5 protein-coding genes and 1 pseudogene are annotated in these 6,186 nt (G+C 62.4%); 2 read left to right on the forward strand and 4 right to left on the reverse strand.

The window, feature by feature from the left end; translation table 11 throughout:
- Together RIN13_RS20000 and RIN13_RS20005 are read right to left on the reverse strand one after the other, a co-directional pair.
- Window positions 1-140, reverse strand: a pseudogene (locus RIN13_RS20000) (rhamnose isomerase); the annotation flags it as partial.
- Window positions 141-168: 28 nt separating this feature from the next.
- A complete protein-coding gene (locus tag RIN13_RS20005; RefSeq protein WP_309109062.1) occupies window positions 169-510 on the reverse strand; it encodes an L-rhamnose mutarotase in 342 nt (113 codons plus the stop codon).
- A gap of 273 nt (window positions 511-783) precedes the next feature.
- Between RIN13_RS20005 and RIN13_RS20010 the strand changes: the two genes are divergently transcribed.
- Complete coding sequence (locus RIN13_RS20010) at window positions 784-1,809, forward strand: LacI family DNA-binding transcriptional regulator (RefSeq protein ID WP_309109063.1); 1,026 nt, start codon at window positions 784-786, stop codon at window positions 1,807-1,809.
- Here the strand turns inward: RIN13_RS20010 and RIN13_RS20015 are convergent.
- Window positions 1,804-2,691 carry a glycosyltransferase family A protein gene (locus RIN13_RS20015; RefSeq protein ID WP_309109064.1) on the reverse strand — a complete coding sequence of 296 codons (888 nt, stop codon included), beginning with the start codon at window positions 2,689-2,691 and terminating at the stop codon, window positions 1,804-1,806. The two genes, RIN13_RS20010 and RIN13_RS20015, sit on opposite strands and share 6 nt — an antisense overlap.
- Before the next feature lie 216 nt (window positions 2,692-2,907).
- The gene (locus tag RIN13_RS20020) at window positions 2,908-3,609 is read right to left on the reverse strand and encodes a rhamnogalacturonan acetylesterase (protein ID WP_309109065.1); all 702 of its coding nucleotides are present in this window, start codon (window positions 3,607-3,609) and stop codon (window positions 2,908-2,910) included.
- Between the two features lie 373 nt (window positions 3,610-3,982).
- On the opposite strand from RIN13_RS20020, the gene RIN13_RS20025 reads away from it, so the two are divergent.
- Window positions 3,983-6,058 carry a DUF6807 family protein gene (locus RIN13_RS20025; protein WP_309109066.1) on the forward strand — a complete coding sequence of 692 codons (2,076 nt, stop codon included), beginning with the start codon at window positions 3,983-3,985 and terminating at the stop codon, window positions 6,056-6,058.
- Window positions 6,059-6,186: the final 128 nt, after the last annotated feature.

Raw genomic sequence — 6,186 nt, forward strand, 5'->3', positions numbered from 1 at the left:
GCTAACTTCTCCTGAATCGTCCTCGGAGTCCCCGGCGTACCAAACACCCGGAAACGCGTCCCCGAATTCCCATACGCCCAAGAGGGAACCTCAATAGCAAGCTCCTCGAGCCTGCCCAGCGCCGTCGCTACGTCATTCATAGTTGTTCTTTCCGGTGGTGAAGTGTGGTTAGTGGATATCCAGGGCGGCCAGCTGACCGTCCAGGTTGAAGACTTCCTCGAGAACCTGGAACCCCTCGTCGGGCCGCCTCTCGGAGTCTTCGAAGAGAAGAGCCATTTCGGCTTGCCAGCGGCTGTTGACCTCGGTCACAGCCATCCTGGCTTTCACTTCGTCAAAGTCATCGCATTCCAGATAGCCGATCAGGAGTCCGTCGGCTCCCAGGAAGAGGGAATAGTTGCGCCATCCTGCGTCCTTGAGTGCCCGCAGCATCTCCGGCCAGACGGCGGCATGCCGTTGGCGGTATTCATCGATGAGTCCGGGCTGCACTGAAGAGCGGAAGCACACTCGCATTTGGACCTCTCCTGAAGATTGCTGAATCAATGCTAAAAACACTGAAGTTGAATCGTTTCATTGTTACGATTCAAAGTACTCTTGAACTCGAGCAGGTGTCAAGCAATTACCGACAGGCAAACGCATCCTCCGCCGTGGAGCAGTTTCTCCGGGCCGAAAGCCCGGGAAGATTCACCGGCGCGAACTACAGCTAACGCGAAGCACCGCCACAGCTGCAGGCGAGGACAAGGTGCGTCCTGGCTGAAGGCAGTAAGCAGAAGGACTGGGAGAAAAATGAATCGGACAGCCAGCATTAAGGATGTTGCGAATCAGGCGGGGGTCGCCGTCGGCACGGTTTCCAACGTCTTGAACTACCCGGACCGTGTTTCCGAGCGAACCAAGGAACGGGTTTTGAAGGCCATCGATGATCTTGGCTTCGTGCGCAATGATGCGGCCCGCCAGCTCCGGGCCGGCCACAGCAGAACCATCGGACTCATCGTGCTTGACGTGGGAAACCCCTTCTTCACTTCCGTGGTCCGCGCGGCCGAGGACGCCGCGGCGCTCCAGGGCAGCGCCGTCCTCCTCGGCGACAGCGGCCACAACGAGAGCCGCGAGTCCAACTACATTGATCTCTTCCAGGAACAGCGCGTGCAGGGCCTGCTCATCTCGCCGGTAGGAGACGTGACCGCCCGGCTGAATGTTCTCAGGGAACGCGGAGTGCCCACCGTTCTGGTGGACCGGCTGGCCGACGACGCCATGTTCAGCTCTGTCTCAGTCGACGACGACGAGGGTGGTTACCTGGCAGCGCGGCACCTGCTGGACATAGGCCGCCGTCGGCTCGCCTTCGTGGGCGGCCCGCTGTCCATCCACCAGGTGGCGGACCGACTCCGCGGCGCCCAGCGGGCGGTTAAGGAAGAGTCCGATGCCACCCTGGAGGTCCTGGATTCCGAGGGACAGTCTGTTCTGGCGGGCCGAGGGATCGGGAACCGCCTGGTGGAACGCCCTGCGAAGAACCTCCCCGACGGGATTTTTTGCGCCAACGATCTCCTGGCCCTTGGCGTCATGCAGTCGCTGACGATGATGCACACCCTGCGCATTCCTGAGGATATTGCTTTGATCGGCTACGACGACATCGACTTTTCTGTCTCGGCCGTTGTTCCCTTGTCTTCCATCCGCCAGCCCACCGAGGCCATTGGACGGACTGCAATCGAGCTGCTGACCGAGGAGCTGGAATCACAGCAGGTCCGGCACAGGGCTGTTGTCTTCACTCCCGAACTTGTTGTCCGCCAGAGCACAGCCGGTGCAGAGGCCTCCTTATAGGTCCTGCCGCGAGTTTCCACTGACTGCCCCGAGAACGGCCTGGTAGGCTTCGACGCTCCGGTCCCCGACTGTGGTGGGCGATTCCAGGTGCACGGCGCCTGACGGAAGAATGCCGGCACCGCCATAAGTTTCCATCACTTGCCACTGGGCCAGGACATCTTCGCCACAGTGTTCACGGGGCAGTTGGCGCCAGAAGCTGAATCCTCCGGCCTCATTCAGAACATCACGCAGATACATGGTGCACCCGCCAACCCATGCAACGCGGTAGGGAACCCATTGCCCGGGCTGCAGGCCGAGTTGGGCGCTCAGGTGGCTCAGGTTGGCGGCACTGTGAAGCGGCCACCGCTCGAAGCCCGGAGCATCCGGCCTGATTTTCTCCGGGGTAACGGGACCGTCCCAGGCGGCGAACGACACCATTTGTTCGGGCCGCTTGTCGTCAAGGAAAGACAACCCCTGGGGTGCCATGCCAACGAAGCCGCACTCCAGGCGGTCCAGGGCGTCGCTCATTCTCTCCAGTGCGTCGGGTTCCAGCCACACATCGTCGTCGAGGAACAGCACTTTCTTCGCTGTTGATTGTTCCAGCAGGAACTGCCGATGCTCGGCCAGCCCCAACCGGGGCAAATGTCGGACCAGGGACGTGGGCCTGCCTTGCGCCTCGAGCAGCCGGACCATGGCTGCCGCTGCCGGGTGTCCCCAGCCCGGCTCGACCGATGATTGGTCACTGACGACGACACGAAAGGGCGGATCAGCCTGGCCAGCCAGGCCAGCCAAGGTGACGGCAAGCTCGGCGGGCCGGTTACAGGTGGGAACCAGTACGTCCAGATCAATATCCTCAGTGGATCGGGCGGCACCCGCCCACTGTGCTGACGAACGTCGACTCATACCCGACCTCCCACGGATTGCGGACCACAGATTGCAGACCACAGGCTACGGACAAACGGATTTCGCGGGGTTGAACCGCCTCAGCCGGAACGGCGGCGCCTTCCGCTACAGGCTCCATACCCAGGGGACCCGTGTCTCACACAGCTGAATTAGGCCGCCCCGCGTGTCTCGCTCGGCGTGTCGACACTTAGGCAATCTCCGCCGTCGTGCGTTCACCTAGGCAATCGCCGCCGTCGTGCGTTCACTGGAAGTGATGCGTTCGTTGGGGCCGAAACCTGCGTACACCAGCTGGCTTGCAACATGCCCGGCGATCAACCGGGCTCCGTCCTCACGAAAGTGGGTGTTGTCGGCCAATCCGTCGGGCCAGTAGGCATGCTCCCCGGGCTCAAAATGGCAGAAGAGCTCCCTTGAACTCTCCACACCCAGCTGTAGATAGAGTTCACGTGTCCAGCTGTTGAGATCAATGAAGGGCACTTGGAGTTCCGCAGCCAGCTCCCGCACCACTTCCGGGTAATCCTCGAGGCTCTCTTCAAGTTCCAGGACGTTTCCGCTTCCGCCAAGGAAGTGCCGCCGCTCAACCGAGGTGCAGAGGACAGGCTTGCCGCCCAGGGAGCGGACCTCGGTGAGCATGGTGCGAAGATTTGCGGCATAACCGGTCCTGGCGGCCAGATGGGGACGCTTCTGATCGTTGTGCCCGAACTGGATCAGGACCAAGTCGCCCTTCCCGGCTTCCTGGAGCAAAGCGGCCCACAGCCCCTCCTCACGGAAGGACTCGGTGCTGGCACCGCCCTTGGCATAGTTGTAGACGGCAGCCCAGGAATAAACCTCTGCTGCGAGATGTGCTCCCCAGCCGCTCATCGGATATTCATTCGTGGGGCAATTGGCAACTGTGGAATCGCCGGCCAACAGGATCTTCATCTTGCAGCTTTCTCTGGATTTGCATGTAACTTCCTGCCGAGACTCTGCAGCTGCCACTCTCTCCAACGTTGCAGAAAGTGCGGGTCAGTCGCTGGACCTTCTGGTCAGTAAGCGGTTTCTCAAAATTTAGACCTTTGAGCTTTCCTTGGTCAAGGGCGGGCCTCATATGGCGAAATGATGGCTTTGATTGAAGTAAGCTGCTGATATCACACCTTGGAAAGCGCTTGCCGCGCTAGGGTGGAATAGAGAAAGCCGCCACGCGGCATCCATGAAAACCAAATTTACAGACCGTGCAAAACCAAGCGTCCAGCGGCCCAAGCGTAAATCGGCCGCGGGTGCGAGCAGATAAAGACATGTGACAACGAGGAGAGCCATGGCCCCGTCCGCTCCCGACCCCGCCATTCCCCAGCCCCTTGCCCGCCCCCAGGGCGCTCCGGATATCGACGCCGCCCGGAGACTGAAGGACGCCCGCACCGGCGCCCTCCGCGTGGCGCTCGTGGGAGTCCACGGCTTTGGCACTCACCATCTCAGGAACCTCAAGAGGCTGCAGGAAAAGGGTCTGGTAAGTCTGGCAGCTGTGGCGGATCCAAACCCGCCCGCCGAAGGAGCGCTGCCCGCTGAGACTGCCGTGTTCCCCAACCTGGACGACCTGCTGAAGGGCACCCCTTCCTTGGACGTGGTGATCGTGGCGACCCCCATCCAGACTCACGCCGCGCTTGCCCTGGCCGCCCTTACTGCTGCGGATCTTTATCTGGAGAAGCCTCCGGTTGCATCCTTGGCTGATTTCCAGCGACTGCAGAGCGCCGCCGAGTCCGCCGGCCGCAGCGTCCAAATCGGGTTCCAGAGCCTGGGTTCCCACGCGCTCGAAGCGATCCGGGACCTCGTAGCTCTGGGCGAGATCGGTGATCTGCTGGGGATTACCGCAACGGGGCGCTGGGTCCGTAACCGCGCCTACTACAAGCGTTCCCGCTGGGCAGGAAAGCGCAGCATCGACGGCATTGATGTTGTGGATGGCGTGGCCACCAACCCCCTGGCCCACGCGATCGCCACTGCCCTGCGGATTGCCGATGCCCGCCGGCTGGACGACCTGGTATCCGTCGAAACTGACCTTTACCGGGCAAACGACATCGAGTCCGACGACACATCAGTGATCCGCCTCCGCACTGTTACCGGCATCCCCATCACGTGTGCGCTGACGCTGTGCGCCACGGAATCAGCCGAGCCGTACATCACCCTGCAAGGGTCCGAAGGTTCGGCTGTTTTCCACTACACCGAGGACAGGCTAAGCGTCCTCACCTCCCACGGAGAGCGCCGGGAAATCTTTGGGCGGGATGACCTGACCGAGAACCTTCTGGAACACCTGACCGAGGGCGGCCCGCTGATTAGTCCCTTGGCTGACAGCGGCGCCTTCATGCGCGTCCTTGAGGCAATCAGGACGGCGGAAGCCCCGACCCAGATTGCGGATGAATTCATCGTCTGGGAGGGCGAAGGCGAGGCCGCCCATGCGGTGGTCGCCGGGATCGAGGACGCCTTGGACCGGGCAACTGCGGCCCACGCCACCTTCAGCGAGCTCGCTCTTCCCTGGGCCAGGCCCCTTCCGGGGGAACCGGCTGGGGTATTGACCTTGGAAGGCCAGGAACAGCACGACGGCGGCGCGCTGGCTTCCCTGCGCACCGGCACCACCCTTGCCGGACGACTCTCCCCCAGGCCCTACTTGCATCCGGTGCGGACTCTGGCTGGAGTTGTTGTGAGTGACCACCTCCCGTCCGACCACCCGTGGCATCTGGGAGTTGGCATTGCACTCCAGGACGTCAACGGCACCAACTTCTGGGGTGGTAAGACCTATACCCGCAGTGCCCGCCGCTATGAGGAACGCGATGACCACGGGACCATCCTGCAGACGGGATGCACCGTGGCCCCGGGCGTAGTGGAACAGAATTTGAGCTGGCGGGCACAGGACGGTTCAGAACTCCTCCGGGAACGCCGAATCACCAAGGCCTCGCAAGTTGACCACCGTACGTGGCGACTCGACCTCGAAACGGAACTCACCGCCGTCGTGCGCGCATCCCTGGCTGGCCCCGGTTCCAATGGAGCCTCAGGCAGTGGCTACGGAGGATTCTTCTGGCGGCTTCCGCTGTGCACCGACGTCAATGTCTTCACCGCGGAGCAATCCGGGGAGTCCCTGGTCCACGGTTCGGTATCGCCCTGGCTAGCGTGGACGGCGGATTTTGCAGAAGGACCAGCCAGCCTTGTTTTCGCTGCTCCACCTCAGTCCCAGGATCCCTGGTTCGTTCGCGCCACCGACTATCCCGGCGTCGGCTCAGCCCTTGCCTGGGAACGTCCCGTGGAACTGGCAGCGGGCGAGACTCTGACCCGGAACTTCACCGTCTGGGTCCGCGATGGCAGGCTGAATGCTGCCGAGGCCGCCGCCTTGAGGGCTCAACTCTGACGCGCCACTGACGCTCCAGCCCAGTTACCGACCGCTTGCCCGGCGTGTTCCCGGAACACGCCGGGAACATCTGCCTCCGGGAAGAAGTAACTGGGCGGGAAGGGCCCGGGTCCGGGTCCGGGTCCGGG

Source organism: Arthrobacter sp., assembly GCF_031179985.1.
Lineage (GTDB): Bacteria > Actinomycetota > Actinomycetes > Actinomycetales > Micrococcaceae > Arthrobacter.

Coding starts and splice junctions, on each gene's coding strand:
- RIN13_RS20010 (WP_309109063.1), top strand. CDS start 784: ATGAATCGGACAGCCAGCATTAAGGATGTTGCGAATCAGGCGGGGGTC.
- RIN13_RS20020 (WP_309109065.1), bottom strand. CDS start 3,609: ATGAAGATCCTGTTGGCCGGCGATTCCACAGTTGCCAATTGCCCCACG.
- RIN13_RS20025 (WP_309109066.1), top strand. CDS start 3,983: ATGGCCCCGTCCGCTCCCGACCCCGCCATTCCCCAGCCCCTTGCCCGC.
- RIN13_RS20005 (WP_309109062.1), bottom strand. CDS start 510: ATGCGAGTGTGCTTCCGCTCTTCAGTGCAGCCCGGACTCATCGATGAA.
- RIN13_RS20015 (WP_309109064.1), bottom strand. CDS start 2,691: ATGAGTCGACGTTCGTCAGCACAGTGGGCGGGTGCCGCCCGATCCACT.